The following is a 26,882-nucleotide window of genomic DNA, read 5'->3' as shown; positions in this document are numbered from 1 at the left end:
TGACGCGGCACGCAGCCCAAACTCGCTGCGCTCAGACATGGGCTGCTCTTCGGCCACGCCAGGCTCCGGTGCTCGGCTCGCTCTACGGCTCGATTTCAGATCAAAAGCTGGAAGCCAAAGCCAAAGCCAAAGCGGGGAGCTGGAGCCGAATCTGAGACCAAAACAAGATCAAGATGGATTCCCGCCTGACCAGACGTACGTCTGTTGAAAGCCGCGGGAATGACGGATTTTGCAAGCTGGCCGTAAGCCTCTTCGACGAACGCGCGCACAAGCAGCATTAGCGCAGGAGGCCACACCAATCCCAACAACAGCAATACAACATCCCCGATTTACAATGCCCCGATGAACACATCCCCCCTCGATTTCGACCGCTACGACCACATCCGCCCGATCCTCTGGACCGGCGACACGCTCGAGCTGCTGGACCAGCGCAAGTTGCCGTTCGTGGTCGAGCATGTGTCCTGCACCAGCAGCGACGAGGTCGCGCAGGCGATCCATGACCTGACTGTGCGCGGGGCGCCGGCGATTGGTATTGCGGCGGCATGGGGCGCGGTGCTGGGTGCGCGCGAGATCGAGGCCGATGACGGCGAGGCAGCGCTGATGAAGCTCGAGCCGGCATTGCAGCGGCTCAATGCCGCGCGGCCGACGGCGGTGAATCTCGCCTGGGCGTTGGCGCGGATGCGGCGTGTGCTGGCGACATCGGGCGCCGACTGGCGTGACGTGCTGGCGCGCGAGGCACAGGCGATCGCCGAAGAGGATCTCGCCGCCAACCGTCACATGGGCGCGCTCGGCGCGGAACTGATCGCGCCCGGCAGTGGCGTCATGACCCACTGCAATACCGGCTCGCTGGCGACGGCGGGCTTCGGCACCGCGCTGGGCGTGATCCGCGCGGGTATGGCGCAAGGACGTATCGGCAAGGTGTTTGCTGGCGAGACGCGGCCGTGGCTGCAGGGTGCGCGTCTGACGGTGTGGGAGCTGCAGCAGGACGGCATTGACGCCATGCTGATCGCCGATTCCGCGGCCGCGCATCTGATGAAGACCGGCGCAGTGCAGTGGATCGTCGTCGGCGCGGATCGCATCTGCGCGAACGGCGATACCGCCAACAAGATCGGCACCTACCAGCTGGCGATCGCCGCACGCCATCACGGGGTGAAATTCATGGTCGTCGCGCCGTCGTCGACCGTCGACATGGATACCGAGTCGGGCGATCTGATCGAGATCGAGCAGCGCGATCCGGGCGAGCTGTTCGGCATCGGCGGCACACGCACCGTGGCGGAAGGCATCCAGGCCTGGAACCCGGTGTTTGACGTGACACCTGGCGAGTTGATCGACGCGATCGTGACCGAGCAGGGCGTCGTGGAGCAGCCGACGGCAGCATCGATGCGGGCGCTGTTTCAAGCCTGATTCCGATGGCCCGTTGGGCACGTGCAAGCGCGCGACGCGTCGTTTGCGTGGTGTTCGCCGGAAATACAGCAGCGCGAATCGCTTAAGTGATTGTTTTTGCGTCGGAAAGGCGGCCTGTGAGGGTCGCTTTTGTGCTAAGATTTCCTGTCGTTTTGATCGCGTTGCCGGCGGCCGGTACGCGCCGCGTTGGTGCCTTGCGCCCAGCGCCGGAAATCCGGACCGCGTAGACAGGATGCAAACCCTCTAGATGGTCGATTCCGCGAAAGAAATCATCCCCGTCAACCTCGAAGACGAGATGCGCCGCAGCTACCTCGATTACGCGATGAGCGTGATCGTGGGGCGCGCACTCCCCGACGTCCGCGATGGCCTCAAGCCGGTTCACCGCCGCGTGCTGTTCGCGATGCACGAGCTCGGCGCGCACAGCAACAAGGCGTACTTCAAGTCGGCGCGTATCGTCGGTGACGTCATCGGTAAGTACCACCCGCATGGCGACCAGTCGGTGTACGACACCCTGGTGCGCATGGCCCAGCCGTTCTCGCTGCGCTACATGCTGGTCGACGGCCAGGGCAACTTCGGTTCGGTCGACGGCGATTCCGCCGCGGCGATGCGTTACACCGAATCCCGCATGGCGCGCCTCAGCCACGAGCTGATGGCCGACATCGACAAGGAAACGGTCAATTTCCAGCTCAACTACGACGAGAAGGAAAGCGAGCCGACGGTCATGCCGACCCGGTTCCCGAACCTGCTGGTCAACGGTTCCGCCGGTATCGCGGTCGGCATGGCGACCAACATCCCGCCGCACAATCTGGGCGAGGTCATCGATGCGCTGATTGCGTTGATCGACAATCCCGAGATCGATATCGACGGGCTGATGGAGTACATCCCCGGGCCCGATTTCCCGACCGCGGGCATCATCAACGGCGTCGGTGGCATCCATCTGGCGTACCGCACCGGTCGTGGTCGTGTGCGCATGCGTGCGCGCGCCGAGATCGAAGTCGCGGACAACGGCCGCGAGGCGATCGCGGTCACCGAGATTCCGTACCAGGTCAACAAGTCGCGGCTGATCGAGAAGATCGCCGAGCTGGTGAAGGAAAAGAAGCTCGAAGGCATCAGCGAGCTGCGCGACGAGTCCGACAAGGACGGCATGCGCATCTATATCGAGATCAAGCGCGGCGACTCGGCCGACGTGGTGCTCAACAACCTCTATTCGCAGACGCAGATGGAGTCGGTGTTCGGCATCAACATGGTGGCGCTGGTCGACGGCCGCCCGCAGTTGCTGAACCTCAAGCAGATCCTCGAAGCCTTCGTCCGTCACCGCCGCGAAGTGGTCACGCGCCGGACGATCTTCGAGCTGCGCAAGGCGCGCAACCGCGCCCACATCCTTGAAGGTCTGACGGTTGCGCTCGCGAACATCGACGAGATGATCGAGCTGATCAAGACGTCCGAGAATCCGCAGGTCGCCAAGGAGCGGATGCTCGCCCGGCGCTGGGAAGCGGGCCTGGTCGGCGCGCTGCTCGGCGCGGCCGGTGCCGAGGCCTCGCGTCCGGAAGACCTGCCCGATGGCGTCGGCCTCATCGACGGTCACTACCAGCTGACCGACGTCCAGGCGCAGCAGATCCTCGAGATGCGTCTGCATCGCCTCACCGGGCTGGAGCAGGACCGCCTCACCGACGAATACAAGGTGCTGCTGGAGGCGATCCGCGGCCTCATCGAAATCCTCGAGAACCCGGACGTGCTGCTGGACGTCATCCGCACCGAACTGCGCAACGTCAAGGAAGAGTTCGGCGACGCGCGTCGCAGCGAAATCCGCGCCAGCGAGGAGGATCTCGACATCCTCGACCTCATCGCGCCCGAGGACGTGGTGGTGACGCTGTCGCATTCCGGCTACGCCAAGCGCCAGCCGGTCAGCGCCTATCGCGCGCAGAAGCGGGGTGGCCGAGGCCGCAATGCGGCAGCGACGAAGGACGAGGATTTCATCGAGCAGCTGTGGCTGGTCAACACCCACGACACGCTGCTGACATTCACCAGCGCGGGTCGGGTGTTCTGGCTGCCGGTGCACCAGTTGCCCGACGCCGGCCCGAATGCGCGCGGCCGGCCGATCATCAACTGGATTCCGCTGGAAGCCAACGAGAAGGTGCAGGCCGTCGTGCCGGTGCGCGAATACGCGGCCGACCAGTTCGTGTTCTTCGCCACCCGCGCGGGCACGGTCAAGAAGACGCCGCTCACCGAATTCGCCTATCGCCTGGCGCGCGGCAAGATCGCGATCCGTCTCGACGAGGGCGATGCGCTGATCGGCGTGGCGCTGACGGACGGCGACAAGGACGTGCTGCTGTTCGCATCCAACGGCAAGACGGTGCGCTTCGGCGAGGACCGCGTGCGTTCGATGGGCCGCACCGCTGGTGGCGTGCGCGGCATCCGCCTGACCAAGGGTGAGCAGGTGGTGAGTTTGATTGTGTCCGAGCCCGCGGCTGGTCTTGAGGACGAGTCTGACGAGAACGGCGAGGATGCCAGCGTCGAGACGGCCGGCGATGTCGCGGTCGAAATCGGCGCCGGGGATGACATTCCCTACATCCTCACCGCGACCGAGAACGGCTACGGCAAGCGCACGCCGCTGTCGGAATACCCGCGCAAGGGGCGTGGCACGCAGGGCGTGATCGGTATCCAGACCACCGAACGCAACGGTCCACTGGTCGGCGCGGTGCTGCTGCGCAACGACGACGAAGTGCTGCTGATCTCCAACGGCGGCACCCTCGTGCGCACCCGTGCCTCGGAAATCGCGCGCGTGGGCCGCAACACCCAGGGCGTGACCCTGATGCGCGTGTCCAAGGACGAGCGCCTGCAGGGCATCGAGCGCGTGGACGGCTCGATCGTCGACAGCAGCGATGACGACATCGATGCACTGCCGCCGGGCGAGACGCCGACGACGGATGCACCGAGCGCGTCGCCTGACGCCTGAGGCGTTTCGATTGACTGAAAAGGGCCGGCATTGCCGGCCCTTTTTTGTATGCGGATGCTTCTCTACCTGCGGTCGCGAGCACGCGAAAGACCGCGCAAGAATCCGAGCCGCTTCCCTCCGGAGGCAGGGTGCGGGCAAAGGCTCGCGGGCTCGATTGTCGAAGACATCCACAGCACGCTGTTCCACTCCGATGCGTCCAAACCCTGACGCCTGCACGCGCCATCGCGACACGCAAACCGCCCGTCACCCGCCGCCGGAACGCCACACGACGGGCCTATACTCACGACCAACAACCAGCGGAGCACAGCGGATGTCCTTCGGAACCGAACGCGCATCGCTGCGCATGCGTCATCTGCTCGCAGGCCTGATGGTCCTGCTCATCGTGTGCGGGCTGGCGGCGTGCAAACGCGAGACAGCCGGCCAGACGCCCGGCATCAGCGGCGAAGCGATCCAGACCGATCGCGAGACGATCGAAGGCTTCGGTCTGGTGCGCGCGTTCCCCGACCAGCGCGACGGCGCACTCGCGCTGGCGCTCGAGTTCTCCGAGCCGCTGGTCGGTACGCAGGATTTCGATGCGCTGGTGACCTTCGCCGATGGCGCCGCGCGCGAGGGCAGTTGGACGCTCGATGACGACGCCAGGATTCTGCGCTTCCCGCATGTCGAGGCGAACCGCGACTACATCGTGCGCCTGTCGGGCCAACTCGCTTCGGCAGGCGGTGACACGCTCGGCGCGGATGTCGAACGCAAGGTCTTCACCGGCGAGCTGGAACCGGTGGTGGGTTTCGCCTCACAGGGCAGCGTATTGCCGGCGAAGGAATCGCGCGGCCTGCCGATCGTGTCGATCAACCTCGCCGAGGTCGATGTCGAGTTCCTGCGCGTCGATGATGAATCGCTGCCCGCGTTCCTCACCCAGTACCAGCGCGGCGGCCGCCGCGGCAGCTGGGAACTCGAGAACCGCTGGGGCGAGAACACGCCGCTGTCGAAGCTGGCCACGCCGGTCTACGTCAACCGTTTCGCCATCGACGGCGCGCGCAACGAGCGCGTGCTGACCTATCTGCCATTGCAGGAGATCCGCGAGCTGCAGCAGCCGGGTCTGTATTTTGCCGTGATGAAGCGCGCCGGCGCGTTCGCCGACCAGTACGAAACCGCGTTCTTCACGGTCAGCGACATCGGCCTGCATGCCCGCGCGTATGGCGAAAAGCTGTTCGTGCATACCGCGTCGCTGCACAACGGCGCGCCGATCGGCAGTGCCGAGCTGAAGGTGCTCGATGCCAAGGGCGCGACGGTCTACCGCGCGAGCACCGATGCCAAGGGCAATGCGATGCTCGACTACACGCTGGACGCCGGCCATGTGCTGGTCGCCAGCCGCGGCAGCGATGTGTCGTTGTTGCCATTCAACCAGCCCGCGCTGGATCTGTCGGAATTCGCCGTCAGCGGCCGCGAGCAGGCCTGGTTCGACGTGTTCGCGTGGTCCGGCCGCGATCTGTATCGTCCCGGCGAAACCGTGCGCGTGTCGGCGCTGCTGCGGGACCAGGACGGACGTCCAGTCGCGGCGAAGGACGGCCGTTCGCAGTCGCTGTTCGCGCGTCTGCGCCAGCCCGATGGCAAGACCTTCTTCGAAACCCGCGTCGAGCCGGGCGAGAGCGGGTACTTCCGGTTCGAGCGCGAGATTCCGGTCGACGCGCCCACCGGCAGCTGGCGGGTCGAGTTCCGTACCGATCCCGCCGCGCGCGAAGCGGTGCAGGGCATGACACTGCGCATCGAGGAGTTCCTGCCCGAGCGCATGAAGCTCGATCTCGACGCGCAGGCAACATTGCGACCGGGCGAGCCCCTGAAGCTGCAGGCGACCGGCGCCTATCTCTACGGCGCGCCGGCCAGCGGCAACCGGTTCACCGCGCGCCTGGCGCTGGCCGTGGAGCGCTCGCCGGTCGAAGGCCTGCCCGGTTTCGTATTCGGCGATGCGACTGTCGACCTGCCGCGCGAGGCCAAGGATGTCTTCGAAGGCACATTCGATGCGCAGGGTCGCCTGACGACGGACATTCCGTTGCCGGAAGAAGCGAGGCCCACGACGCCGATCGCCGCGATCGTGTCCGGCAGCCTGTACGAGACCGGTGGCCGCAGCGTCAACCGCACGCTCAAGCGCGTGCTGTGGCCGGCCGATGCGCTGGTCGGCGTACGTCCGTTGTTCGAACCCGGCGATGGCGCCGACCCCAACACCAACGCGCGCTTCGAACTGACCCGGGTGGGCGCCGACGGCAAGACGCGGCCGCAGGCGGGGCTCAAGGTGTCGTTGATCCGCGAGCATCGCGACTACCACTGGCGCAATGACGACGCCGGCTGGCGCTACGAGTTCACCCGCCGCTTCGAGACCGTCGAGACGCGAACGCTCGATGCCGGCAGCGATGCCACGCGTTTCGATTTCCCGGTGGAGTGGGGCGAATACCGCATCGATGTCGAGGACCCGGCCACGAAGCTGGTTTCGCGCTATCCGTTCCGCGCCGGCTGGAGCTGGGACGACGGCAACCGCGGCCTCGACGCGCGCCCGGACAAGGTCAAGGTCGCGCTCGACAAGGCGGGCTATCGCGCCGGCGACACGATGCGCGTGACGGTGACGCCGCCGCATCCGGGCAAGGGCCTGCTGATGGTCGAGAGCGACCGCATGCTCTACCTGCATGAGATCGACGCCAAGCCGGGCAGCACCTTCGACATCCCGGTCACCGAGGATTGGGAGCGCCACGACGTCTACGTGACCGCGCTGGTGTTCCGCGGCGGCAGCGCGACCAGTACGGTGACGCCGGCGCGCGCGGTCGGCGTGGCGCATGTGCCGATGGAACGTCGCGAACGACGCATCGCCGTCGGCCTGAAGGCGCCGGAACTCACGCGCCCCGAAGTCCCGATGCAGGTCACCGTCAGCGCGCCGCAGCTGGCCGGGCAGGATGCCTGGGTCACCGTGTCGGCAGTGGATGTCGGCATCCTCAACATCACCCGCTTCCCGGTGCCCGATGCGTGGACGCACTTCTTCGCGCAGCGCCGGTTCGGCGTGGATGCCTTTGATCTCTACGGCCGGGTGATCGAGAGTTTCGAAGGCGGCACCGCGCGCCTGCGCTTCGGCGGCGATGCGCCGTTGGCCGCGCTGCCGCAGGCACGGCGGCCGACCGCGCGCGTGCAGACGGTGGATCTGTTCGCGGGGCCGGTGAAGCTCGATGCGCGTGGCAACGCCCGCGTGCCGCTGCAGCTGCCGGATTTCAACGGCACGCTGCGGGTGTCCGCGCTGGTGTGGTCCGCGGACCGCTACGGCAGTCGAGATGTCGAGACCGTCGTGCGCGCGCCGTTAGTCGCCGAGGCGAGCATGCCGCGGGTCATGGCACCTGGCGACACCAGCACCGTGACACTGGATCTGAGCAATTTCAGCGGGCGTGCCGGCAGTTTCGAGGTGCAGGTCGATGGCATCGGCCCGCTCGCGATCGGCGAGGGCCGGCGCAAGGTGGACCTCGCAGCCGAGGGCAAAACGACGTTGAGCTTCCCGCTGACCGCGCAGGAAGGCTATACCGTGGCCAAGGTGCGCGTGCGTGTAACGGGCACGGGCGTGCGCGTGGACCGCAGCTACGATCTGCCGGTGCGTGCAGCCTGGCCGGCGGTGCTGCGTTCGAGCACCCGGGTGCTGGACGGCGCCACGCCGGTGACGCTCGACACCACACTGATGGACGGGCTGATGGCCGGTTCGGTCAACGCGCGGTTCACCGTCAGCGCGCTGCCGCCGATTCCGTTCGCGGCCGCGATCACCGGCGCACTGTCGTATCCCTACGGATGCGCCGAGCAGACCACGAGCCGCGGCTATGCAGCACTACAGCTCGACGATGCCACGGTGTCGATGCTCGGCATCCAGGGCGTGGATGCGGCCAAGCGCCGGCAGTTCGTCGAAGCCGCGTTCGGACGCCTCGCATCGATGCAGGTCAGTACCGGGCACTTCTCGATGTGGGGCAGCGACGGCTACGTCAATCCGATGCTCACGCCGTACATCGTCGAGTTCCTGCTCGATGCGCGCGATGCCGGCTTCGCGGTGCCGGACGCGGTGCTGCAGAAATCGCTCGAGCGACTCGGCGAGGATCTGCTCTCGGGCGGCAACGAGTTCTACGGACAGGACCATCGCGAGCACCTGCGTTTCGCCTACCGCGCCTATGCCGGTTACGTGCTCGCCCGGGTGAATCGTGCACCGCTGGGCACGCTGCGCGCGCTCTACGACAACGACCGCGGCCGCACGCTCAGCGGCCTGCCGCTGGTGCATCTGGGCCTTGCACTGTCCCTGCAGGGCGACAAGGCGCGTGGCGAGCGGGCGGTGCAGGCGGGGTTCGATTTCAGTGGTGACCGGCCGGGGTATCTGTGGGACTACGGCACGCCATTGCGCGACGCCTCGCTGATGATCGCGCTGACCCACGAGCGCGGCGTCGCCAAGCCCGCGTTCGACGCGCGCGCGGTCGATATCGGGCGCGAGGTCGATGTGCGTCGCAACCGCGGATGGATGTACCTCAGCACGCAGGAGCAGATCGCGCTCGCGCGACTCGGCCGCGCGCTCTCATCCGACCAGCGCAAGCGTGTCGGCGGCACCCTGCGCGAAGGCGACGTGGACGAGGCCGTGGCGCCCGCGACGATCGTCGGCCGTGCCTACGACGAGGCCGGCCTGCGCCGGGGCGTGCGCTTCACACCGCGGGGCGAGCCCCCGCTGTACGCCAGCATCGACGTCGCCGGCGTGCCGCGTCAGGCGCCGGCTGCCGATGCCAGCGTACTCAAGGTCGAGCGCAAGCTTTACGGCACCGACGGCAAGCCATGGACGCCGGGACCGCTGAAAGAAGGCGAGGCGTTGATCGTCGCGATTTCCGTCGTCGCGGATCGCGCCATGCCCGATGCCTTGCTGACGGATCTGTTGCCAGCGGGCCTGGAGGTCGAGAACTTCAACCTGGGCGATGCCAAGCAGTGGGCGGACGTGGTGGTCGACGGCATCCGGATCACCGAACGCGGCAGCGCGGCGACGGTGCAGCACGAGGAGTATCGCGACGACCGCTACGTCGCCGCGCTCAAGCTCGCCAGCGGCCGCACCGCGCGCGTGTTCTACCTCGTACGTGCGGTGAGCCCGGGCACGTACACCGCGCCGCCGCCGTTGGTCGAGGACATGTACCGCCCGCAGTTGCGCGGCGTGGGCACCTCGGTGCCGGCGCGGATCACGGTGGTGCAGCCGTGAGTGGAGCAGTCGACAGCTGCACCGGAGCTGGATTCCCCGGGCACCTGACGGTGGAGATGCATGTCCTCTCCGCCGTCATTCCCGCGTAGGCGGGAATTCAGCGCCTTGATTGACGCAGGTGCGAAACGGCGCAACCGGGCAGGGCAGGTGTGGCGCGGCGTCGCGCCATGGTTGCGCTGGGGCACGGCCGCACTGCTGCTGACGCTGCTGGCGCTCGACCTCGCATTCCCGCCGCAACTGCCGACACGTGCCGACACCAGTGTCGTCGTCGTCGCGCGCGACGGCACGCCGCTGCGCGCGTTCGCCGATGCCGACGGCGTGTGGCGACATCCGGCCTCGCCCGACACGGTGTCGCCGCTGTATCTGCAGGCGCTGCTCGGCTACGAGGATCGCTGGTTCCGTCGGCACCCTGGCATCAATCCCTGGGCGCTCGCGCGGGCGGGCGGCCAGTGGATGCGCGGCGGTCGCATCGTCTCCGGCGGGTCGACGCTGACGATGCAGGTCGCGCGCATTCTCGATCCAACGCCGCGTGGACGTACCGTCGGCGGCAAGCTGGTGCAGATGTTGCGCGCGGTGCAGCTGGAAGTGCACCTGTCCAAGGACGAGATTCTCGCGTTGTATCTGACGCGCGCGCCGTTCGGCGGCACGATCGAAGGCGTCGAGGCGGCGAGCTGGGCCTATCTCGGCAAGCCGGCCGCGGAGCTCTCGCATGCAGAAGCCGCGCTGCTCGCGGTGTTGCCGCAGGCGCCCAGCCGGCTGCGCCCGGACCGCGAACCCGAGGCCGCACGCGCGGCGCGCGACAAGGTGCTCGAGCGCATGGCGACGCTGGGCGTGTGGGCACGCGCCGATGTCGACGATGCCAAGGTGGAAGCGGTCGTCGCGCGCAGCCTGCGCCAGCCCATGCACGCCGCGCTGCTAGCGCAGCGTCTGCGCGAATCGGCGCCCCGGCAGGCGCGCATCGTGTCGACGATCGACATCGGTCTGCAGCGCGTGCTGGAACAACGCGTCTCGAGTTACTTCTCGCAGCTGCCCGAGCGCACCTCGGCCGCGTTGCTGGTGGTCGACAACCGCACGCTGGAGGCGCAGGCCTACGTGGGTTCGGTCGCATTCGGCGATCGCGCGCGTCTCGGGCACGTCGACATGGTCCGCGCCTGGCGATCGCCGGGTTCCACGCTCAAGCCGTTCCTCTATGGCATGGCGCTCGATGACGGCCTGATCCATTCCGGCAGCCTGCTGAGCGATGCGCCGCAGTCATTCGACGGGTATCGCCCCGGCAATTTCGATGCCGCGTTCAACGGGCCGATCGCGGCCGAAGACGCGTTGCGGTTGTCGCTCAATGTGCCGGCCGTCGACCTGCTCGACCGCGTCGGCCCCGCACGATTCGCGGCAAGGCTGGAGAACGCGGGTGTCACACTGCGCTTCCCGCGTGGCGCGGCGCCGAATCTCTCGCTGATTCTCGGTGGCACCGGGGCGACGCTGGAGCAGCTCGTCGGTGCGCATGCGGCGCTGCATCGTGAGGGGATCGCGGCGCGCGTGCGCCTGACGCCGGACGCGCCGCTGGTCGAGCGACGTCTGATGTCACCGGGCGCAGCGTGGATCGTGCGCGAGATCCTCGAATCGAATCCGCGCCCGGGCGAGCGCGCCGCCACCTTTGATACCGGCGGCCGCCCGCGTGTGTCGTGGAAGACCGGCACCAGCTACGGCTATCGCGATGCCTGGGCGATCGGCGGCACGCACCGCTACACGGTCGGCGTATGGGTGGGGCGGCCCGATGGCACGCCGCTGCCGGGCCAGTACGGTGCAGTGACCGCATTGCCGCTGCTGTTCGAGACCGTCGACAGCCTGCCGCGCGACCGCAGCGATGCCATGCGTGCGCCGCCACCGGTCAACGTGCGCGAAGTCGAGATCTGCTGGCCGCTCGGCACCGCCGCGGATACGCAGACCGATGCGCTCTGCCAACGCCGACGTGATGCTTGGACGCTCGACGGCAATGTGCCGCCGACACTGGCGGAGCGGGATGCAAACCGCTGGGGCGCAGGCATCGTGCGCTTCGATGTCGATGCGGGCAGTGGGCTGCGTCTGTCGGCGGACTGCAGCGCACCGCACCTGCGACGCAGCGCCGAGGTCGCCCGATGGCCAGCGCTGGTTGCGCCATGGCTACCGGCCGCCGCGCGCCAGGCGTCCAGACTGCCTGCGCTGGCGCCTGACTGTGTCCCCGACGGACGCGATGCGTCCGAAGCGCTGCACATCGAAGGCCTGACCCCCGGCACGCTGTTGGCGCGGCCACCGAACAGCACCCATGGCGTGCGCCTGCAGTTGCGCGCGCTCGGCAGCGAGGGGCGCGTGCAGTGGTTGCTCGACGGACGCTGGATCGGCGAAACGCGTGGCACGCAATGGCTGCGGCACGAGTTCGACATGCCGGGCGCGCATACGCTGACGGCGCTTGCAGATGATGGCGCGTGGCGGAGTGTGGCGTTCCGGGTCGCGGAGTGAGGGGCAATCTGGCGCGTGTTCGCTCGAAGCGCCCATCACCGGAGGACGTGATCCATTTGGATCTGATCTAGCCAGATCAAAATGGCCCCCAGCGTGCGCTGGGGCGACGCTGGGGATGATCCTGAAAAACGATTCCGGGCTTCAGAAGACGTTGCTGGACGCGTCCGGAGGACCTCGCTCCCTTCACTGGATAACCAGCCGCCCGGATGACGGTGAAGAGCCGGTAACCCCGGTTGAAAGAGACGCGTGACAACTGCCGTCGCCCCGGCGCACGCCGGGGCCCAGCGACTTCAGCGCTGCAATCCGACTTCCGGAAACTCGATCTCCAGCGAGCGCGAACTTCAAAGCGCAAATCGTCAGTCCAGATGCGCCAACACATGCTCGGCCGACGACACCTTGAACTCGCCCGGCGCTTCGACGAACAACTGCTTCACCACGCCATCGTCCGCATACAGTGCGAAGCGCTTCGCGCGCAGGCCCATGCCGTAGGCGCTGGCGTCCATTTCCAGACCCATGGCCTTGACCAGGTCGCCGTTGCCGTCGGACACCATCTGCAGGCCATCCGGCACGCCCGCGCTCTCGCCCCAGGCCTGCATGACGAAGGGGTCGTTGACGGCGATGCAGATCACATCGATACCGCGTTTGCGGAACGCGTCGAAATGTTCGACGAAGCCGGGGAGGTGATGCTCCGAGCAGGTCGGTGTGAACGCGCCCGGTACCGCGAACAGCACCACCTGCTTGCCGGTGAACAGCGTGGGCGTGTCGATAACGCGCACCCCGTCGTGGATATGCTTGAGGGTGACTTCGGGAATGGTGTCGCCGATCTGGATGGCCATGGGCGTGCTCGCGCGTGAGGGTGAACGGAGTCTATCCGGTCGCGCTCGCAGCCCGCTTGAAAGACGACGGGGAGCGCCCAGATTCCGCGCATCGCGGCGTTGCGCCGCCCAACCAGTGGAGTGACTCAGATGCGTAACGAAGACCTGCGCCCCCTCGTCCACCAGTCCGCCCGTCCCCAGCGGGCCAGCCTCCATGACGAAATGCGCCAGCTGCTGACCCACTTCGTCAGCGGTGATGCCACGGACAGCTCCTCGGTCGTCACCAGCCAGTGGACGCCCCGCGTCGACATCCGGGAGGACCGGGACCGGTTCGTGATCCTGGCCGATCTGCCGGGGATCGATCCGGCTGAGGTCGAAGTCTGGATGGACAAGGGGGTGCTCAGCCTCAAAGGCGAGCGCAAGCCGCTGGCTGGTGAAGCGGCCGACGGCGAGACCGGCGAAGTGCGTTTCTCGCGGGTCGAGCGCAGCACCGGCCGCTTCCATCGCCGGTTCACGCTGCCCGACAGCGCCGATGCGGACGGCGTGACCGCGACCGGTCACAACGGCGTGCTGGAGATCAGCATTCCCAAGCGTCCGGAAACCACGCCGCGCCGCATCCAGGTGGGCGCGGCGCTGGAGTCGGGCACCCGCCAGTAAGGTCGCCAGCCGCAACCGCGCGGTCGACGGTTGCGGAGTCCACGACGTGGCGACGGCCTGCGGGTATCCTGCGGGCCGTCGCCGTTTATGGCGTTCCACTGGGCGGCGGGCCGCGCGCCCGCATCGGATACGGACACATGCAGTTCAAGGATTACTACGGAATTCTCGGCGTCGAGCCGAACGCGGGCGATGCGGAAATCAAGACCGCGTACCGCCGGCTCGCGCGCAAGTACCACCCGGATGTCAGCAAGGAGCCGGGGGCGGAGGACACGTTCAAGTCGGTCAACGAAGCGTACGAGGCCCTGCGCGACCCCGAGAAGCGCAAGGCCTACGACGGCTTGCGGGCGCGCGGCTACCGGCCGGGCGACGACGTGCAACCGCCCCCCGGCGGATTCGGCGGGGGACCGGGCGGCGTGGATTTCGACGAGATCTTCGCCGGCGGTGGCGCGGGTGGCGGCTTCAGCGATTTCTTCGAACAGATGTTCGGCCGGCGCGCAGGCGGCTACGCTGGCCCGCAGCAGCCCAGCCCCGGCGGACCGCAGCCGCGTGGCGACACGCGCGCGCGTCTGGCAGTGCCGCTGGAGACGATCCACCGCGGCGACAGCGTGCGGGTACCGGTGATGGGCAAGACCTTCGACGTGAAGATCCCGCGCGGCATCCGTCCAGGCCAGGTGGTGCGTCTACCGCGACAGGGCCAGCACGGTGGCGATCTGTTGCTGGAAATCGAGTACGCCGCGCATCCGGATTTTGAAGTCGATGGCCGCAACATCATCCACACCTTGCCGATCGCGCCCTGGGACGCCGCGCTGGGCGCGACGATCAGCGTGGCGACCCTCGGTGGGCACGTGGACCTGAAGATTCCGGCCAGTTCCGAAGCGGGACGCAAGCTGCGCCTGCGGGGGCGTGGATTGCCGGGCGCAGGCGGCGCGCCGGATGGGGATCAGATCGTTGAACTGGAAATTCAGGCGCCAGTGGCGAAGGACCTGCAGCAGATAGCGGCCTACGAGGCACTACGTGATGCGTTCGTGGCGGCGCGAAAGTGAGCTGACCAGCGCCGGCGCTCGACGGACGATCAGGCCTGACCGGCCGGGGGTCCGTGCGAGGCCGCTGGGAAGGCGCTCGAACCCCGCGCCCGGTGTAGGGCACGGCGCCTAGGCCGCAGGCGTCGCGCCGCCCCCGATGGTCTTGAAGATCGCGTCCGACAGCTCGACTTCGCTGAAGGGCTTGGTGAGGTAGGCCTTCGCGCCTTGGCGCATCCCCCAGACCCGGTCTGTGTCTTGGTCCTTCGTGGTCACCAGGATCACCGGAATGTGCGCGGTCGTCGGCTCGCGGGTGATCGAACGCGTCGCCTGGAACCCGTTGAGGTTCGGCATCACCACGTCCATCAGGATCAGGTCGGGCAATTCCCGCTTGGCCGCGTTGACGCCGGCCTGACCGTCTTCCGCGGTCAGGGCCTCATGGCCCAGTTTCTCAACGATCCGCCGGATGCCCATCAACTGGGACGGCGAGTCGTCCACAATCAGAATGCGTGCCATCGATTCCCCCCGAAATGACGAGTGCGATTCTAGCTTCGCATTCATCGCGCGCGCGCGCCCCGCACGTCAAAGCGTGACGAGCGTCCGCCCGAATGCGCCGCCGGCGAGCATGGTGTCGAAGATGGCAGGCAAGTCCGCCAGTCCGATCTCGCGCGTGCAGATCGCATCGAGATGTCGCGGCTTCCAGTCGTTGGCCAGGTGTTGCCAGACCCGGTCGCGGACATCGCGCGGGGTACCCGCGGACGCGACGCCGAGCAGGGACACGCCGCGGATGATGAAGGGCATGACCGTCGCGTCGAGATCGGCACTCGCGGCCAGCCCTGCGCTGGCGACGTTGCCGTAGGGCACGGTCTGCGCGAGCAGGCTGACCAGCATCGGCCCGCCGACATTGTCGAGGCCGCCACCGAAACGCGCGGACTCCATCGGGCGCGTGGTAGCAAGTGCATCTCGGCCCAGAACAGCGGAAGCGCCGATCGACTTGAGGTAATCCGCGTGCTCGGGCTTGCCGCTGACCGCGTGCACGTCGAAGCCGGCACTGCTGAAGATGTCCACCGCGAGGGAGCCTACGCCGCCGGTCGCGCCGGTCACCGCGAGCGGGCCGTGTTCGCGGGTCTGGCGGTTCTCACGCATGCGCAGCAGCGCGAGCGCGGCGGTGAAACCGGCGGTACCGAGGATCATGCTCTCGCGCAGGCTCAGCCCCGCGGGCAGGGGCACGGCCCACTTGGCTTCGATACGCGCGTACTGCGCGTAGCCGCCGTCGCGTGTTTCGGAGAGCCCGCTCCCGGTGACGAGCACCGCGTCGCCTTCCTTGAACGCGGGATCGCGCGACGCGACCACATGCCCGGCGACATCGATGCCGCCGACCAGCGGGAAGCGTCGCAGAATCTTGCCCTTGCCGGTTCCGGCCAGCGCGTCCTTGAAGTTCACCGACGAATGCACGACCGCGATGTCGATCTCGCCGTGGGCCAGATCATCGACGGCGATCTGCTCGATGCCGCTGCGATAACCGGCATCGTCGTTGTGGATACGGAAGGCGTCGAAACGGTCGGGGACGGGCATCCGGAAACCTCGTGGTGTCAGATGAGGTCAGGATACAGGTCGCGCCATTCGGCATTCGTCGACTCGATCAGCTGGATCTTCCACAGGCGCTGCCAGGCTTTGAGACGCTTTTCGCGCGTGATCGCGGCGTGCATCGTGTCGTGCGTTTCGAACCAGACCAGCCGATGGATGCGATGTTGCGAGGTAAAACCCGGCGTGAGGTTGTTGCGATGTTGCCAGACGCGCTGGACGAGATTCGAGGTCACGCCCGTGTACAGCGTGCCGCGTGGGGCGCTGGCTAAGATGTAGGTGCAGGGTAGCCGGGTGCGCATGACTGCGAGTGCAGTATCGAAGTTCCGATAGTTGCAAGCGGATGCATGGCGGTTCGTCGGAGTAAACCGCGAGTCGATGTCGCTTCAAGATCAAAATGGGCCCCAGCTTTCGCTGGGGCGACGGGCGGAGAACTGTGGGCCCTCAACGAGAGAACCAGACTTCGAAACCGTCGTCCCAGCGAAAGCTGGGACCCATCTTCGCGAGTGAAATGATCGAAGCGACGGAACAACGCGGGAGCACTGCGCGTGATGCCACACGGAGGCACACGCTCATTCCTCCGCTCAAACCCTCACTTCACAACACTCCGCCGCTTCTCGTCGATCCACTTACTCGCCTGCGCCGGTTCATACGCCCGCATCCACGCCAGCATCTCGTCGATGTCGTTGCCGTACCACAGGTCCGCGCGCTGGTCCGGGTGCAGGAAGCGCTCCTCGACCATGCGATCGATCATGCCGATCAGCGGCGCATAAAACCCGTCGACGTCGAGAAAGGCGCAGGGCTTGTTGCCGATGCCCAGCTGGCGCCAGGTCAGCATCTCGAAGATTTCTTCCATCGTGCCGAAACCGCCCGGCAGGGTGACGAAGCCGTCGGAGAGTTCGAACATGCGCATCTTGCGGGCATGCATCGAATCGACGATCTCGAGTTCGGTCAGGCCGCGATGGGCGACTTCCCAGTCGGCGAGCTGCTGCGGAATCACGCCGGTGACCTGGCCGCCGGCATCGAGCACCGCGTTGGCCACGGTGCCCATCAGGCCGACATTGCCGCCGCCGTAGACCAGGCGCAGGCCGTCCTTCGCGAGCCGGTCGCCCAGTGCCATCGCGCGTTCGGCGTAGACGGGTTTGCTGCCGGCGTTGGAACCGCAGTAGACGCAGATGCTTTTCATCGGGCTTCGAAACTCGGGATTGGGGATTTGGAAATGCGAACGCCGGGCAAGGCCCGGCGTCCATTTTCGGGATCGGTCAGATCGCGGGGCGGGGCTCTGTGAATCCCCAATCCCACATGCCCAATCCCAGCGTTCGATCAATTGGCTTTATGGATCGACCGCTTGTCGACCGCCATCGCCGCGTCGTGCACCACTTCCGACAGCGACGGGTGCGCGTGGCAGATGCGGGCGAGGTCGTCGGCCGAGCCGCTGAACTCCATCGTCAGCACGCCTTCGTGCACGAGTTCGGACACGTTGGCGCCGACCAGATGCATGCCGAGCACGCGGTCGGTCTCGGCGTGCGCGAGCACCTTGACGAAACCGGTGGCTTCGATCATCGCGACCGCGCGGCCGTTGGCGGCGAACGGGAAGCTGCCCGCCTTGTAGGGAATGCCTTCGTCCTTGAGCTGCTGCTCGGTCTTGCCGACCCAGGCCAGTTCCGGCTCGGTGTAGATGACCCACGGAATCGTGTCGAAGTTGACGTGACCCGGCAGGCCGGCGATGAGTTCGGCGACCGCGATGCCTTCCTCGAAGCCCTTGTGCGCCAGCATCGGGCCGCGCACGCAGTCGCCGACCGCCCAGACGCCATCCACGCCGGTGTGGCAGTGCGCGTCGACCTCGATCTGGCCGCGCTCGGTGAGCTTGACGCCGCTGCCTTCGGCCAGCAGGCCCTTACTCGCGGCCTTGCGGCCCACGGCGACCAGCAGCTTGTCGACGGTGATCGTCTGCTCGCCGTCCTTGTCGGCGTAGCTGACCACGACTTCCTTCTTCTTGCCCTTGCCGGTGATTTCGGTCTTCGAGACCTTGGCGCCCAGCTTGATGTCGAGGCCCTGCTTCCTGAATTCCTTGAGCGCGACCTTGCCCACTTCGGCGTCCGCCAGTGCGAGGAAATCGGGCAGGGCTTCGAGGATCGTGACCTCGGCGCCGAGACGCTTCCACACGCTGCCGAGCTCGAGACCGATGACGCCGGCGCCGATGACGGCCAGGCGCTTCGGCACTTCGGTGAAGTCCAGGCCGCCGACGTTGTCGACGATGGTGTCGCCGTCGAACTTCGCGAACGGCAGCTCGATCGAATCCGAACCGGCGGCGATGATGACGTTGGCGCCGGTCAGTTCGACCTCGGTGCCGTCGTGCTGCGCCACCTTGACCAGACGATCGGCATGCAGCGTGGCGAAGCCGTAGTACGGCGTGACCTTGTTCGCCTTGAACAGCATCGCGATGCCGCCGGTGAACTGCTTCACGATCTTGTCCTTGCGGCCGATCATGGCTTCGACGTCGATCTTCGCGTCCTTGAAGCTGATGCCGTGGTCGCCAAAGATGTGGCCCATGTTCCAGAACTGGCGCGAGGAATCGAGCAGCGCCTTCGACGGAATGCAGCCCACGCGCAGGCAGGTGCCACCGAGGGCCGGCTTGCCGTCCTTGCCCAGCGCCGCGTCGATGCAGGCAACCTTCTTGCCGAGCTGCGCGGCGCGGATGGCAGCGTGGTAACCAGCCGGACCGGCACCGATGACGACGACGTCGAATTGTTCAGCCATGGGGATTTCCTTGTTTCGATGCCTGCGATGGAGGGCAGGGTGCCGATGCGGCGAATTTGGGGGTGCGGCGCGGGCGCCACAAGTGCGAACCCCCTCCGTGGAGGGGGTCGCGGCGCATCACATGCCGAGCAGCATGCGGTGCGGGTTTTCCAGCTGGTTCTTGATGTCGACCAGGAACAGCACCGCGTCCTTGCCGTCGATGATGCGGTGATCGTAGGACAGCGCCAGATACATCATCGGCGCGGCGATCACCTGGCCGTTCTCGACGATCGGACGCTCCTTGATGGAGTGCATGCCCAGGATCGCCGACTGCGGCGGGTTGACGATCGGCGTCGACATCAGTGAGCCGAAGGTGCCGCCGTTGGTGATCGTGAACGTGCCGCCCTGCAGATCGTCGAGGCCCAGCTTGCCGTCGCGCGCCTTCTTGGCGTAATCGGCGATGCCCTGCTCGATTTCGGCGAAGCCCTGGCGCTCGACGTTGCGCAGCACCGGCGTCACCAGACCGCGATCGGTCGAGATGGCGACCGAGATGTCGGCGTAGCCGTGATAGATGATGTCGTTGCCGTCGACCGAGGCGTTGACCACCGGATACTTGGCCAGCGCATTGGCGGCGGCTTTGGCGAAGAAGCTCATGAAACCGAGCTTGATGCCGTGGTCCTTCTGGAACTGCTCGCCGAGCTCCTTGCGCAGCGCCATCACCTTGCTGAGATTCACCTCGTTGAACGAGGTCAGCATCGCAATCGATTCCTTCGACTGCATCAGGCGCGCCGCAATCGTCTTGCGGATGCGGGTCATCGGCACGCGCTCTTCCGGACGTGCACCGCCGGACACGCCGGGGGTCTTGCCCGAGGCGTAGTTCAGCAGGTCTTCCTTGGTCACCGCGCCGCGGCGGCCGGTGCCTTCGACCTGCGAGGCGTCGATGCCCTTGGTCTCGGCGGTGAAGCGCGCACCCGGCGGCAGGCCGTCGTTCTTGCCCGACGACGTCTGCGGCTTGGTCGAGGACGGCGCCTTGTCGTCGGCCTTCTTGGCTTCCGACTTCGGCTGCACTTCCTCGGCACCGGCGGCCGGCGCTTCCTTGTCCTTGGCGCCCGATTCGGCGGCCGGCGCTTCGGCGGCGGCACCTTCCTCGATGATCGCGATGACCTGCGCGCTGTTGACCGTCGCGCCTTCTTCGAACTTGATTTCCTTCAGCACGCCGTCAACGGTCGACGGCACTTCGAGGACGACCTTGTCGGTCTCCAGGTCGACGAGGTTCTCGTCGCGCTTGACCGCATCGCCGGCCTTTTTGTGCCAGGTGGCGATGGTCGCGTCGGAGACGGATTCGGGCAGGACCGGGACTTTGATTTCAGTGGCCATGTGGCTTCCTGGAAAAGCGTTGAATGTGGGGAAATGGATGAGCGGGATGCGCGCCGGATTACTCGGCGAGCACCTTGCCGGCGAGATCGTTGACCAGCGCATCGGCGATCAGCTGCTGCTGCTCGGCGACGTGGTCGTTGAAATGACCGACGGCGGGCGAGGGCGAGCGTGCGCGACCGGCGTAGTGCACCGACTGCCCGGCGCCCGAGCAGAAATCGAGATGGTGTTTGATCTGGTACCAGGCGCCCTGGTTCTGCGGTTCTTCCTGACACCAGACCACCTCGGTGGCCTTCGGGAAGCGCTTGAGCTCGGTGGCCAGCAACTCGCGCGGGAACGGATACAGCTGTTCCACGCGCAGTAGCGCGACGTTGTCGAGCGCCTGCTTGCGGGCTTCTTCCAGCAGGTCGTAATAGACCTTGCCCGAACAGGCCACCACACGCGTGACCTTTTTCGGGTCGGCGTCGGTGTCGGGGATCAGGTGCTGGAACTCGCCGTTGGCTAGCTCCTCGAGCGAGGACACGGCCAGCTTGTGGCGCAGCAGCGACTTCGGCGTCATGACGACCAGCGGCTTGCGCGTGGTCATGCACAGCTGGCGGCGGATCATGTGGAAGGCCTGCGCAGGAGTCGTCGGCACGCAGACCATCATGTTGTCGAGCGCGCACAGCTGCAGGAAGCGCTCGAGACGCGCCGAGCTGTGCTCGGGACCCTGGCCTTCGTAGCCGTGCGGCAGGAACAGCGCCAGACCGCAGAGACGATCCCACTTGGCTTCACCCGACGACAGGAACTGGTCGATGACCACCTGGGCGCCGTTGGCGAAGTCGCCGAACTGGCCTTCCCAAATGCACAGCGTGCCCGGCTCCGACGATGCGTAGCCGTACTCGAACGCCATGACCGCTTCCTCGCTGAGCAGCGAATCGATGATCGTGGCGTCTTCCGGATTCTTCACCAGCTCGCGCAGCGGCATGTAGGTGTCGCCGGACGACTGGTCGTGCAGCACCGCGTGGCGGTGGAAGAACGTGCCGCGGCCGCTGTCCTGGCCCACCAGGCGCAGGCGGTGGCCGGCGTCGAGCAGGGTGGCGTAGGCGAGGTTCTCGGCGAAGCCCCAGTCGCCTGCCTGTTCGCCGCGCGCCATCTTGCGGCGATCGTCGTAGATCTTGGCGACGCGGGCCTGCAGCGTGATGGTGTCGGGCAGCGTGGTGATCTGGGTCGCCAGCGCCTTGAGCTTGTCGACCGACACCGTGGTGTCGAGCGTGTCGGTCAGGCGGCCGGCGAGGTAGGGATCCCAGTCGATCGTCAGCTCGTAGTCGCTCGGCTTGGCGTCGGCCAGCTCGACCGTCACTTCGCCAGCATCGAGCTTGTTGCGGTAGCCATCGACGATGGCCTTGGCATCGGCCTCGGCCAGCACGCCTTCGGCCACCAGCTTCGCGGTGTAGAGCTCGCGCGGGGTCTGGTGCTTGCGGATGATCTGGTACATCAGCGGCTGCGTCGCCGCCGGCTCGTCGGCCTCGTTGTGGCCGTGGCGGCGGTAGCAGACGAGATCGATGACCACGTCCTTGCCGAACTGCTGGCGGAAGTCGTAGGCGAGTTCCGCGCAGTACACCACCGCTTCCGGATCGTCTGCATTCACATGCAGGATCGGCGCGCCGACCATCTTGGCGACGTCGGTGCAGTACAGCGTGGAGCGCGCGTCCTGCAGATCGCTGGTGGTGAAGCCGACCTGGTTGTTGATGACCACATGCAGCGTGCCGCCGACCGCGAAACCGCGGGCCTGCGACATCTGGAACAACTCCATGTTGACGCCTTGACCGGCGAACGCGGCGTCGCCGTGCAGCAGCACCGGCAGCACGAGCTTGCGCTCGGTGTCGCGGCGGCGGTGCTGGCGCGAACGCACGCTGCCGGCTACCACCGGGTTGACGATTTCCAGATGCGACGGGTTGAACGCCAGCGCCAGGTGGACCGGGCCGCCTGGCGTGGTCAGATCGGCCGAGAAGCCCATGTGGTACTTCACGTCGCCGGTGTGGGCGCGATCGGAGTCGTGGTGGTCGAACTTGCCCTCGAACTCGTCGAACAGCTTGCGCGGGTTCTTGCCGAGCGTGTTGACCAGCACGTTGAGACGACCGCGATGGGCCATGCCGACCACGATGTCCTTGACGCCTTCCTTGCCGGCGCGCTGGATCACGCTGTCGAGCAGGGGAATCAGCGCGTCGCCGCCTTCGAGCGAGAAACGCTTCTGGCCGACGTACTTGGTGTGCAGGTAGCGCTCGAGACCCTCGGCCGCGGTCAGGCGTTCGAGGATGCGCTTCTTCTCCGTCTCGCTGCGTGCGAAGCGGCCACCGGCGGCTTCGAGGCGCTGGTAGAGCCAGCTGCGCTGTTCGAAGTCGGGGATGTGCATGAACTCCGCGCCGATCTGGCTGGAGTAGGTGGTCTTGAGCAGTGCGAGCAGGTCGCGCAGCTTCATCCGCGGCTGGCCGCCCACGCCGCCGGTGCTGAACTCGTCGTCGAGGTCAGCATCGGTGAGCTGGTGGAAGGGCAGGCCCAGATCCGGCGGATTGAGCGGTGGGGCCAGATCCAGCGGATCGAGCTTGGCGCCCAGATGGCCGCGTGAGCGGTAGGCCGTGATCAAACGACCGACATGGCGCTCGCGTTCGTCGCCGGCACCGCCGGGCGTCGACTCGACCACGCCACGCAGCGCCTTGCGGCCGGCTTCGGCCACGGCGGACACCACTGCCGAGTGGGGCACATCACCGGCTTCACGACCCTTGAAAGCATCGAACCAGCGCTTCCAGTCCGAACCGACACTGTCGGGCTCGACGAGGTACTGCTCGTACAGGTCTTCGATAAAGGCGGCATTGGCGCCGAACTGGGAGGACTGCGCAAACTGCTTCAGGAGACTGTCCACGTCGGGTGATTCGTGCTCGTTTGGAAAGGGCAGGGCTGACCCGGAGCGATCTCCGGAAAACAGGCGGGATCTGGCGCGAAACGACGCCGGAGAGTATACGCGGGTCGTTCGCCGCGATGCACCATCGGGCGACTCGGCTCGACGCGCAACACTGCGTCTGCGCAGCGTCCCGGGTGCGTCGGAATGCGTAAAACGACTCAGATGCCCAGGGCGCGGAACTCGCTGCAGGCGCGTGAACGTTCCCATACCGGTGCGAACTGCTGCGCCAGCTGGCGGGCGCGCCCCGGCAGATCGGTGGCCGCTTCGCCGTCGACGCGGTACCCCAGCGGACGCACGTGGAAGCCACCGGCGTCGTTGACGAGAAAGGCGCCGGCGTATTCGCGGTCCACCGGGTCGATCACGGCGCGAAACGCGAATGCGCTGCTCAATCGCTGCGACAGCGCGAGCACCGCCGAACCGCGGCGCTGCAGGGTGGCCGGGTCGTGCAGCAGTATCTGGATCTGCACGCTGCGGCCGGCCGTGGCGAAGCGCCGCAGGGCGCCGAGTACGTCGGGATGATCGTAGAGGCCGGGGTCGAGAGCGCGCGTGCGCAGCGACAGCGTGCGGCGCGCAGCGGCAATGACCGTGACGGTCGTGTCGACCGCGGCCGCGAGGTCGTCGACCGGAAACGTCGCGCCGGCGACGCGGCGCATCGTGCGGTGCGCGATGCCGGCTTCCTCGTAAGGCGCAGCCTCGGCGACGAAACCCGCGCGCGCATAGAGCCCCATCGCCTGCAACTGCGCATGTAGATAGGTCGCTCGCAAACCGTCGTTGCGCGCGGCATCGAGCAGGGCGCGCAGCATCGCCTCGCCGACCCCGCGACCCCGCCAGTCGCTGCGGACCGCAAGCCGTCCAATGCGGCCGTCGGGGGCGATCCGCCCGGCACCGATCGGTGTGCCATCGGTGGCAGTCGCCAGGACATGTCGGCTCAGCGCATCGAGCGCGTCGCGTTCGAGGTCGGCTGGAACACCCTGTTCAGTGACGAAGACCGTTGTGCGCACGGCGTGCGCGGCAGCCAGCCCACCCGCATCGGTGACCAGGGCGACCCGGAACGGCGCCGCCGCGCTCATTCGGAGTCCGCGTCCAGCAGCGTGTAATGCCCTTCTGCAAGCAGTTCGAGGACCGTCTCGCGGCCGGCGTTCGACAGCGCCGTGTATGTGCGGCCATCCAGGCGCGCCTCGGCGGCCAGCGTGCGTGCGTCGCGCAAGGGCACCGGCCATGCAGTGCCCGATGCGAACAGGCGTGCGCCGTCGCCGGCACGACGCCAGGCCATGCGCGTAAAGGGGTTTCGATGCAGCACCGCCTGGCCCTGCGACAGCAGCCACTCGAGCTCGATGCGCGGCGGCGCGGTGCCACCCGCGACCACCTGCTGCGCATTGCGGTAGCCGGTGATGAAACTGCCGAACCAGTCGCCGAGGCGATCGGGATCCTTCATCCGCATCACATTGAGCGCTTCGACCACGCGCGCCATGGCGTCGGCGTCGATCTCGTTCGGATCGGCCGGTGGCTGCAGGGTCTCGTCGTGATAGCGGATGGATTCGTCGGCCTCGGCGGCCAGCGTGTCGATGTAGTCGCCCATCAGTTCGCTGACCGACGGTGCGCGCATGCCGACCGAGAACGTCAGGCAGGGATCTTCGGCCACGCCGTGGTGCGGCACCATCGGCGGCAGGTACAGCATGTCGCCGGGACCCAGCACCCACTCATGGGTCGGCGTGAATTCACGCAGCAACCGCATTTCGACATCGTCGCGGAAGTCCTGCGGCGGCACGCCGCGGCCCATCGCGTCGGAGGCGTCGATCTGCCAGCGGCGGTGGCCCTGGCCCTGCAGCAGGAAGACGTCGTACTGGTCGACGTGCGCGCCGACCGAACCGCCGGTCGCCGCGAAGCTGACCATGATGTCGTCGATGCGCCAGCGCGGCAGGAATGCGAAATGCGGCAGCAGCGCCGCGACATCGGCGTCCCATTTGTCGACGTCCTGCACCAGCAGCGTCCAGTCGCGGTCGCCGAGGCCGGGGAACAGGTCCTCGTCGAAGGGGCCGGTCTCGACCTGCCAGCCATCGCGCGCGCGGTCGTGCCGGATCAGCCGCGAGAGCGCGACCTCCTCGCAGGCCAGGCCCGCGAGATCTTCGGGTTGCAGCGGCGCCTCGAAGTCCGGGAACGCGTTGCGGATCAGTAGCGGGCGCTTTTGCCAGTAATCGCGCAGGAACTGCGCGGGCGGCATGCCCAACGGCGCGTTGCCCCCGGCGTCGAGTTCGAAGGGAAGTGCAGCGGTGTGGTTCACGTTTGGGCGATCCGGCAGGAAGAACGCCGACCTCAGCCGGCACGGCGGCCATTGTCGCCCAGCGCACTGCGCGATGCATGGTGCAGCGAGTCAAGAAGGCCAGGGCCAGGGTGCGCCCCGATTGACAATCCGGCGGCGCCCGGTTCAAGTGCCGCCACCGTTCCGGGGAGATCTCCATGCGCGTATTGCCGATTCTGGTGTCATCGATGTGGCTGGTCGCGTGCAGCGCGCCCGCGACCCCGGCGCCCGCGTCGTCCGAAGCCGCTGCGCCTGCCGCCGCGTCCGCATCGGACGAGCTGCCGGCCGAAGCCGCTGCGATGCAGGAACCGCTGCCGGAGTTTCCGGCGATTCCGGTCATCGTGGTGCCGGAGATCCTCGGCGTCACGCCGGCCCAGCGCGCCCTCGAGGCCTCAATGGCGGGCGTACTCGATCCGATGCAGGGCGTCAGCATCGCGCCCGCGCGCTGCGGCACCGATGGCGTGCTGGTCAACGATGCCGGCATCACCGCAATCGACGCCGCGGGCAACCTGGTGCGCAACGGCGACGAGGGGCTGTTCCAGATCAATGCCGACGGCAGCGGCACGGCGCGCTTCGAAGGCGGACTGGTCACGATCGAAGCGGACGGCAGCGGCACCATCAACGGCACCGTCGGCGAGGGCGAGGAGGCGCTGGTGCAGGTGGACGCCGACGGTTCCGGGAGCTACAACGGCCCTGCCGGCCTGATCGTGCTGGATGGGAAGGGGGGCGGCACCTGGAACGGCGACAGTGGGCTGATCCAGAACAACGGCGATGGCAGTGGTACCTGGAACGGCCCGCAGGGGCTGGTGACCATCAACGCCGATGGCTCCGGCACCTGGAACGGGGATGCGGGGCTGGTGGTCAATCACGGTGATGGCACCGGCATGGTCGGCACACCGGGCCGCGAAGTAGCAATGGCGCCGCTGCCGAACGTGCCGCCGGCGGGACGCTTTCCACCGCTGCGCCGGTTCGCGCCGCCCGGCGCGCCCTGCGGCACTCTGATCACGTTGAACGACCGGGTGCTGTTCGACTTCGACCGGGCGGAGATCCGGGCCGATGCGTCCGATGTGCTGGACGCGCTTGCGCGCGCACTTGCCGGCATCTCGGCGCGAACGCTGGAGATCGGCGGGCACACCGACAGCAAGGGTACGGATGCCTATAACCAGGCGCTCTCCGAACGGCGCGCCGCCGCGGTGCTCGCAGCGCTACGGGCGCGGGGTCTGGACGTGGAGGCCGAAGCCGTCGGCCATGGAGAATCGCGTCCGGTCGCGCCCAACGAGGTGTTCGGCCGGGACAACCCCGGCGGACGCCAGCTCAACCGCCGCGTCGAGGTGTTCGTCCGGACCTGACGACGGCGGGGCAAGC

The 26,882-nt window shown here is 67.3% G+C and carries 17 protein-coding genes; 7 read left to right on the top strand and 10 right to left on the bottom strand.

Annotated elements, in window-relative coordinates:
* Window positions 1–342: 342 nt before the first annotated feature.
* The 4 genes from mtnA to pbpC all read left to right on the top strand — a co-directional run bounded on the left by mtnA (window position 343) and on the right by pbpC (window position 12,089).
* The gene (mtnA, locus tag J2X52_RS06175) at window positions 343–1,404 is read left to right on the top strand and encodes an S-methyl-5-thioribose-1-phosphate isomerase (RefSeq protein ID WP_310150246.1); all 1,062 of its coding nucleotides are present in this window, start codon (window positions 343–345) and stop codon (window positions 1,402–1,404) included.
* Between the two features lie 247 nt (window positions 1,405–1,651).
* Window positions 1,652–4,360: a DNA gyrase subunit A gene (gyrA, locus tag J2X52_RS06170; protein ID WP_310150244.1), complete on the top strand. Its 2,709-nt coding sequence runs from the start codon at window positions 1,652–1,654 to the stop codon at window positions 4,358–4,360.
* A 310-nt stretch (window positions 4,361–4,670) separates the two neighbouring features.
* Window positions 4,671–9,596: an alpha-2-macroglobulin gene (locus J2X52_RS06165; RefSeq protein WP_310150241.1), complete on the top strand. Its 4,926-nt coding sequence runs from the start codon at window positions 4,671–4,673 to the stop codon at window positions 9,594–9,596.
* A gap of 108 nt (window positions 9,597–9,704) precedes the next feature.
* The gene (gene pbpC / locus J2X52_RS06160; protein ID WP_310150300.1) at window positions 9,705–12,089 is read left to right on the top strand and encodes a penicillin-binding protein 1C; all 2,385 of its coding nucleotides are present in this window, start codon (window positions 9,705–9,707) and stop codon (window positions 12,087–12,089) included.
* 356 nt (window positions 12,090–12,445) lie between these two features.
* On the opposite strand, the gene J2X52_RS06155 is transcribed toward pbpC, so the two are convergent.
* Complete coding sequence (locus J2X52_RS06155) at window positions 12,446–12,925, bottom strand: peroxiredoxin (protein WP_310150238.1); 480 nt, start codon at window positions 12,923–12,925, stop codon at window positions 12,446–12,448.
* A gap of 201 nt (window positions 12,926–13,126) precedes the next feature.
* Here J2X52_RS06155 and J2X52_RS06150 point away from each other — a divergent pair, with 201 nt between their 5' ends.
* Together J2X52_RS06150 and J2X52_RS06145 are read left to right on the top strand one after the other, a co-directional pair.
* On the top strand, window positions 13,127–13,561 hold the full coding sequence (locus J2X52_RS06150; protein ID WP_310150297.1) for an Hsp20/alpha crystallin family protein: 435 nt from the start codon (window positions 13,127–13,129) through the stop codon (window positions 13,559–13,561).
* A 137-nt stretch (window positions 13,562–13,698) separates the two neighbouring features.
* Window positions 13,699–14,604, top strand: coding sequence for a DnaJ C-terminal domain-containing protein (locus J2X52_RS06145; RefSeq protein WP_310150235.1), 906 nt, complete (start codon window positions 13,699–13,701; stop codon window positions 14,602–14,604).
* Between the two features lie 108 nt (window positions 14,605–14,712).
* Here the strand turns inward: J2X52_RS06145 and pilH are convergent, their stop codons facing one another.
* The 9 genes from pilH to J2X52_RS06100 form a co-directional block, all read right to left on the bottom strand.
* A complete protein-coding gene (gene pilH, locus J2X52_RS06140; RefSeq protein WP_310150232.1) occupies window positions 14,713–15,096 on the bottom strand; it encodes a twitching motility response regulator PilH in 384 nt (127 codons plus the stop codon).
* Window positions 15,097–15,162: 66 nt separating this feature from the next.
* Window positions 15,163–16,155 carry an acryloyl-CoA reductase gene (locus J2X52_RS06135; RefSeq protein ID WP_310150230.1) on the bottom strand — a complete coding sequence of 331 codons (993 nt, stop codon included), beginning with the start codon at window positions 16,153–16,155 and terminating at the stop codon, window positions 15,163–15,165.
* A gap of 17 nt (window positions 16,156–16,172) precedes the next feature.
* Complete coding sequence (locus J2X52_RS06130; RefSeq protein WP_310150228.1) at window positions 16,173–16,466, bottom strand: GIY-YIG nuclease family protein; 294 nt, start codon at window positions 16,464–16,466, stop codon at window positions 16,173–16,175.
* A 290-nt stretch (window positions 16,467–16,756) separates the two neighbouring features.
* Entirely contained in the window at window positions 16,757–17,350 is a 594-nt protein-coding gene (locus J2X52_RS06125; RefSeq protein WP_310150225.1) for a TIGR00730 family Rossman fold protein, read from the bottom strand.
* A gap of 137 nt (window positions 17,351–17,487) precedes the next feature.
* Window positions 17,488–18,924, bottom strand: a complete 1,437-nt coding sequence (gene lpdA, locus J2X52_RS06120) for a dihydrolipoyl dehydrogenase (protein ID WP_310150222.1) — start codon at window positions 18,922–18,924, stop codon at window positions 17,488–17,490.
* Between the two features lie 117 nt (window positions 18,925–19,041).
* Entirely contained in the window at window positions 19,042–20,280 is a 1,239-nt protein-coding gene (gene sucB / locus J2X52_RS06115) for a dihydrolipoyllysine-residue succinyltransferase (RefSeq protein ID WP_310150219.1), read from the bottom strand.
* Between the two features lie 58 nt (window positions 20,281–20,338).
* Window positions 20,339–23,179, bottom strand: a complete 2,841-nt coding sequence (locus J2X52_RS06110) for a 2-oxoglutarate dehydrogenase E1 component (protein WP_310150213.1) — start codon at window positions 23,177–23,179, stop codon at window positions 20,339–20,341.
* 197 nt (window positions 23,180–23,376) lie between these two features.
* Window positions 23,377–24,288, bottom strand: coding sequence for a GNAT family N-acetyltransferase (locus tag J2X52_RS06105; RefSeq protein WP_310150210.1), 912 nt, complete (start codon window positions 24,286–24,288; stop codon window positions 23,377–23,379).
* Window positions 24,285–25,499 carry a cupin domain-containing protein gene (locus J2X52_RS06100; protein WP_310150206.1) on the bottom strand — a complete coding sequence of 405 codons (1,215 nt, stop codon included), beginning with the start codon at window positions 25,497–25,499 and terminating at the stop codon, window positions 24,285–24,287. The genes J2X52_RS06105 and J2X52_RS06100 overlap by 4 nt, the downstream gene beginning before the upstream one ends.
* Before the next feature lie 176 nt (window positions 25,500–25,675).
* Here J2X52_RS06100 and J2X52_RS06095 point away from each other — a divergent pair, with 176 nt between their 5' ends.
* Window positions 25,676–26,866: an OmpA family protein gene (locus tag J2X52_RS06095; RefSeq protein ID WP_310150203.1), complete on the top strand. Its 1,191-nt coding sequence runs from the start codon at window positions 25,676–25,678 to the stop codon at window positions 26,864–26,866.
* The last annotated feature ends 16 nt before the right edge of the window (window positions 26,867–26,882 follow it).

Source organism: Luteimonas sp. 3794, assembly GCF_031456825.1.
Taxonomy (GTDB): Bacteria; Pseudomonadota; Gammaproteobacteria; order Xanthomonadales; family Xanthomonadaceae; genus Luteimonas.
This window is presented reverse-complemented; position numbering and strand designations above follow the sequence as displayed.

Bases quoted from the DNA above. Each gene is read 5' to 3' on its own strand.
- lpdA (WP_310150222.1), bottom strand. From the start codon at position 18,924: ATGGCTGAACAATTCGACGTCGTCGTCATCGGTGCCGGTCCGGCTGGT.
- J2X52_RS06155 (WP_310150238.1), bottom strand. From the start codon at position 12,925: ATGGCCATCCAGATCGGCGACACCATTCCCGAAGTCACCCTCAAGCAT.
- J2X52_RS06165 (WP_310150241.1), top strand. From the start codon at position 4,671: ATGTCCTTCGGAACCGAACGCGCATCGCTGCGCATGCGTCATCTGCTC.
- J2X52_RS06125 (WP_310150225.1), bottom strand. From the start codon at position 17,350: ATGAAAAGCATCTGCGTCTACTGCGGTTCCAACGCCGGCAGCAAACCC.
- J2X52_RS06145 (WP_310150235.1), top strand. From the start codon at position 13,699: ATGCAGTTCAAGGATTACTACGGAATTCTCGGCGTCGAGCCGAACGCG.
- gyrA (WP_310150244.1), top strand. From the start codon at position 1,652: ATGGTCGATTCCGCGAAAGAAATCATCCCCGTCAACCTCGAAGACGAG.
- mtnA (WP_310150246.1), top strand. From the start codon at position 343: ATGAACACATCCCCCCTCGATTTCGACCGCTACGACCACATCCGCCCG.
- J2X52_RS06150 (WP_310150297.1), top strand. From the start codon at position 13,127: ATGCGCCAGCTGCTGACCCACTTCGTCAGCGGTGATGCCACGGACAGC.
- J2X52_RS06135 (WP_310150230.1), bottom strand. From the start codon at position 16,155: ATGCCCGTCCCCGACCGTTTCGACGCCTTCCGTATCCACAACGACGAT.
- pilH (WP_310150232.1), bottom strand. From the start codon at position 15,096: ATGGCACGCATTCTGATTGTGGACGACTCGCCGTCCCAGTTGATGGGC.
- J2X52_RS06105 (WP_310150210.1), bottom strand. From the start codon at position 24,288: ATGAGCGCGGCGGCGCCGTTCCGGGTCGCCCTGGTCACCGATGCGGGT.
- J2X52_RS06130 (WP_310150228.1), bottom strand. From the start codon at position 16,466: ATGCGCACCCGGCTACCCTGCACCTACATCTTAGCCAGCGCCCCACGC.
- sucB (WP_310150219.1), bottom strand. From the start codon at position 20,280: ATGGCCACTGAAATCAAAGTCCCGGTCCTGCCCGAATCCGTCTCCGAC.
- J2X52_RS06095 (WP_310150203.1), top strand. From the start codon at position 25,676: ATGCGCGTATTGCCGATTCTGGTGTCATCGATGTGGCTGGTCGCGTGC.